Consider the following 457-nt stretch of genomic DNA (forward strand, 5'->3'; position numbering starts at 1 on the left):
GATCTCCGAGCCGATGTGGAAGGCGATGCAGGCCGCGATGAGCGGGTCGCAGTCGCCGCAGGAGGCGCTGACCGCGGCCCAGGCCACGGCGGCGAGCGCCGTCCAGTAGCGTCGCGCGGGCCCGGGGCGTAGGGCTCCGGGCCCGCCTCTGGTCGTCCGGATGAAGGAAAGCATGAAACACGCAACACAGACGCCGGCCCCGCCGACCGGGGACGGCCGGCGGGAGCGGGCCCCGGCGCCGGGGGCAGGCAGCACGCGCCGCAGACCCCGCCGGGGCGGTCCGGGGCAGTGGGCAAGAGGGCAGCGGGCAAGAGGGCAGTGGGCGGCATGGGCGTTCCTCGTGCCGGTGGTGGTCTACCTGCTCGCGTTCTACGTCTATCCGCTGTATCGCAACGTCGATCTGAGCCTGCGTAACTACACGGTGCGTTCGTTCGTGCAGGGGGACGCGCCGTTCACG

At 72.6% G+C, this 457-nt stretch carries 1 pseudogene; it reads left to right on the top strand.

Annotated elements, in window-relative coordinates:
• Nucleotides 1-172: 172 nt before the first annotated feature.
• Nucleotides 173-457: pseudogene (locus FLV34_RS39775) on the top strand (sugar ABC transporter permease); the annotation flags it as partial.

Origin of the sequence: Microbispora sp. CSR-4 (genome assembly GCF_008033685.1) — a bacterium.
In the GTDB taxonomy this organism is placed as follows: Bacteria; Actinomycetota; Actinomycetes; order Streptosporangiales; family Streptosporangiaceae; genus Microbispora.